Source organism: Acidovorax sp., assembly GCF_046339755.1.
Classification (GTDB): Bacteria; Pseudomonadota; Gammaproteobacteria; order Burkholderiales; family Burkholderiaceae_C; genus Acidovorax.
The window spans coordinates 1-3,084 of sequence record NZ_JBKDTZ010000363.1 but is presented as its reverse complement, the minus strand read 5'-3'; the positions used below and the strand labels follow the sequence as shown (position 1 = coordinate 3,084).

Annotated in this window: 3 protein-coding genes; 1 reads left to right on the top strand and 2 read right to left on the bottom strand. The window is 60.5% G+C overall.

What is annotated here, in order from left to right; genetic code table 11:
* Window positions 1-652, bottom strand: a 652-nt coding sequence (locus tag ACK59X_RS31290) for an SDR family oxidoreductase (RefSeq protein ID WP_409962822.1), incomplete at its 3' end; no start/stop codon positions are given.
* A 12-nt stretch (window positions 653-664) separates the two neighbouring features.
* Window positions 665-1,684, bottom strand: a complete 1,020-nt coding sequence (pseB, locus tag ACK59X_RS31285) for a UDP-N-acetylglucosamine 4,6-dehydratase (inverting) (protein WP_409962820.1) — start codon at window positions 1,682-1,684, stop codon at window positions 665-667.
* A gap of 119 nt (window positions 1,685-1,803) precedes the next feature.
* On the opposite strand from pseB, the gene ACK59X_RS31280 reads away from it, so the two are divergent.
* Complete coding sequence (locus ACK59X_RS31280; protein WP_409962818.1) at window positions 1,804-2,775, top strand: glycosyltransferase family 2 protein; 972 nt, start codon at window positions 1,804-1,806, stop codon at window positions 2,773-2,775.
* Window positions 2,776-3,084: the final 309 nt, after the last annotated feature.

Sequence of the window (3,084 nt, the reverse complement as noted above, 5' to 3'; positions counted from 1 at the left end):
GCCCCTCAGCATCTGACTGGGCGAGCTGAGCCAGCCGGGCGGCGAGACTGGGCGCGGACAAGGGCGAGAAAAAGACGTCGTCGAAGCCTGGCACGGGTGCACCCTGCCGCAAGCGTGCAAGCGCCCATTCGCACAGGCGCGTCTTGCCTGGCGGGCACCAGCCATAGAAATTGGTACGCACGATCATATGCGCCGCATGGGCGGCAGCCTGCTCGCCGGCCAGCTTGGTCCGCGCATAGACGTTCAGCGGTGAAGGAGTGGCAGACTCATCGTATCCGCCGGCCATACCGTCGAAGACCGAGTCGGTCGACACATAGATCAACCGGGCACCATGGTCCCGGGCCCACGACGCCAGCTCGGCGGTCAGGCCTACATGGAAGCGGTGTGCGGCGTCCGGATGCCGCTCGCACCAGTCCACATCGGTCAGCGCCGCACAGTGCACGATGCAGACAGGCCGGCACGCCTCAAGAGTGCGCATAGCACCCCCGGGCTGGCCGAGATCGGCCGTGAACCATGATGCGCCGGGAACGCCGAGGGTGGCGGCACGGGTGGTGCCGATGGCAGGCACGCCACGTTCAGTGAGCGCCGACATCACAGCGCTGCCCAACAAGCCCGTCGCACCGGTCACCAACACCGCGCACGCATCAGACATCGTGCAGACCCGTCACTTCAGCCCGTATTGGCGCAACCAGTCATTCACAATCGGCCGCATCTCGTCGGCATGCAGCCACTGTGAATTGAGATCGCTGCGGTAATGGAATCCCTTGGGTACGGGGGTGCCGACCTGCGCAACGCCGCTGTCCCTTGCGAACTCGAATTCCGGGGCAATCACATAATGGCTGCCGGCATCGTAGGTGTGGCGGCCTTCATCCTCACCAATCAGGCTCTCATGCAGCTTCTCCCCGGGCCGGATTCCCACCACGTCCACGCTTACATCGGAAGGGAAGACCTTGGCCAGGTCCTCCATCTTGATGCTGGGGATCTTGGGTACGAGCACTTCACCGGGAGCCGCCTGGTTCAGTGCCCGGATCACCAGGTCCACCCCTTCGTCAAGTGTGATGACGAAGCGCGTCATTTCCGGGCTGGTCAGAGGAAGCTGCTTGATTCCCTTGGCGATCAATTCGCACCAGTAGGGGATCACACTGCCACGGCTGCCGATGACATTGCCGTAACGCACAACGGTAAAGCTGATATCGCGATACCGCACGTAATTGTTGGCAGCAACCAACAATTTCTCCATGGAAAGCTTGGTGGCCCCGTACAGATTGGTCGGGCTGACCGCCTTGTCGGTAGAGACGCCCACGACGCGCTTGACGCCGCGATCCAGCGCCGCCTCGATGATGTTCTGTACACCCAGGATGTTGGTCTTGACGGCCTCGAACGGGTTGTTCTCCAGCGCAGGCACCTGCTTGAGCGCCGCGGCGTGGATCACCACGTCGATCCCGTTGAAGGCGCGCAGCAGCCGGTCGCGGTCGCGGATGTCGCCGATGTAGTAGCGAATCGGGAACTTGTTGGTCGGGAAGCGCTTGGCCATCTCCGACTGCTTGAACTCGTCGCGGCTGAACACCACGAGCTCGCGCGGCGCATATTTATCGAAGACGGACTGGACGAAAGCCTGGCCGAAAGAGCCAGTGCCACCGGTGACGAGCACGGTCTTGCCGTCGATGTACTGTTGTTGGGACATAGGGGGTAGGAAAGCCCGCGAGTGACTGCAGCGCGCATCGTACACTGCAGAACATGCCTCTACAATCAGACGCCAGGCCCTCCCTCTTCATACAGCAGTGCAGCCAGCACCTTTCTTCCATGGGAAACGATCGCCCGTTGATCAGTGTGCTCACCCCCTGCTTCAACGAAGCGGAGAACATCGAAGAACTGTGCAGGCGCATCCGCCAGACCATGGAATCGGTCGATGGTGTCGATTACGAGCATGTTCTGATCGACAACAGTTCCACGGACGACACGGTCGCGCGCATCCGCGCCGAGATCACCGCGGATCCCCGCATCCGTCTGATAGTCAATGCCCGTAATTTCGGGCAGGTTCGCTCCCCGTACTACGGGTTGTTGCAGTGCAAGGGCCAGGCGGTCGTGGTTTTGGCGTCAGACCTGCAGGACCCTCCAGAGCTGATTCCGGAATTCATCGCGCAATGGCGCTCCGGCAAGCGCGTAGTGCTGGGCGTGAAGGCCTCCAGCGAGGAAACCCGGCTGTGGTGGTTCCTGCGCTCGGCCTACTACGCATTCGCATCGCGCATCTCCAGTGTGCCGCTGATCCAGCATGTGACCGGCTTTGGACTGTACGATCGGCAGGTGATCGAAATCATCCGTGAGACTGGTGACCCATACCCTTACTTCCGCGGCCTGATCTCGGACATCGGCCTCGAGATTGGCCGCGTCGAGTACAAACAGGGTCTGCGCCGCCGCGGTATCACCAAGAACAATTTCTACAGTCTGTACGACCTCGCGATGCTGGGCATCACCAGCCATTCCAAGGTGCCGTTGCGGATGGCAACCATGGCTGGCTTTGGGCTCAGTGCATTGAGCCTGCTGGTGGCGCTGGGATACTTGATTGCAAAACTGTTCTTCTGGAACAGTTTTGCACTAGGTATTGCGCCAGTCCTCATCAGCATGTTCTTCTTCGCATCGGTGCAGCTTTTCTTTATCGGAATTCTCGGCGAATACATCGGTGCAATCCACACCCACGTGCAGAAGCGTCCGTTGGTCGTCGAGAAAGAGCGGATCAACTTTCCCCAGCCCAAAAACGATGGCGCCACACCCTAGTGTCCCGAGTTGGAAATTCGTTGCATAAATCTACCGACAATCCCCGCCATGCGTCGGTGCAAATGCTCGCCATGCCACCCGGCATGGCTGCGCTTCGCGCCTAGCCTGGCAGCGATTTCGGCAGATTTCTTTCTTCAACGAACTTCCAACTCGGGACACTAGCATGCTGGAACGCCAGTGGTTTCGTTTTTTGATTGCGGGTGCATGGAACTCGCTGGTCGGCTGGGCCATTTTCTCAGCGCTCTGGCTGATCTTGCGCGACCAAGCCGGGCTGTGGCTGATCGGCATCGCGGCCCACCTGCTCGCGAC

Coding starts and splice junctions, on each gene's coding strand:
- pseB (WP_409962820.1), bottom strand. CDS start 1,684: ATGTCCCAACAACAGTACATCGACGGCAAGACCGTGCTCGTCACCGGT.
- ACK59X_RS31280 (WP_409962818.1), top strand. CDS start 1,804: ATGGGAAACGATCGCCCGTTGATCAGTGTGCTCACCCCCTGCTTCAAC.